This window comes from Aerococcus sp. L_32, assembly GCF_050689315.1.
In genome coordinates this window covers 1-540 of the sequence record NZ_JBOEQF010001232.1, presented here as the reverse complement: position 1 = coordinate 540, position 540 = coordinate 1, and the positions used below count along the sequence as shown (strand labels likewise).

Here is a 540-nt window from a genome sequence, read left to right as displayed (position 1 = left end):
ACACGGTTGACAATAGACAGGACTTCCCCTTCTTGCACGTAAAAACGGTATTCAGTTCCAAAGGCAAAGTCTTCAATTAAAACAGTATGGTCTTCTTTAAAGGCGATATCTAAAGCTGCCTTAAATTCGTCAGCCGTCGCGCCTTTCTTAAAGATTGAAATCCCAATCCCCATATTGGTTGATTTTGGTTTAATCACAAAGGCCTTGTCTCGGTATAAAGCTGCTACTTTCATCGCTTCATCAAATTGATTGAACTCTAGACTTTTTGGCACATGAATGCCGTGCTCAGCTAATAAGGCCTTAGTGACTACCTTATTTTCCATTACATAGTGGCCAATATAAGGGTCTTTGCTAGTAATATTAGCATTCTTCACGATTTCTTTATGATTCTTGTATTTTAGACGGAGCATCTGGTCATCCCGGTCCAAAATATCCATTTGGTAGCCTTCTTGGATGGCATCAAACATTAGAATCTGGGTTGATAATTCCATATCTTCAAAGCCACCTAAAGCATAAGGTTTAGCCCAGGCTGACTCGTAG

At 40.0% G+C, this 540-nt stretch carries 1 protein-coding gene; it reads right to left on the bottom strand.

Annotation, left to right across the window (positions count from 1 at the left end; all coding sequences use genetic code 11):
* Positions 1 to 540: sugar-transfer associated ATP-grasp domain-containing protein (locus tag ACRCJ0_RS19080; protein WP_431391777.1), on the bottom strand; the 540-nt coding region annotated here is incomplete at both ends.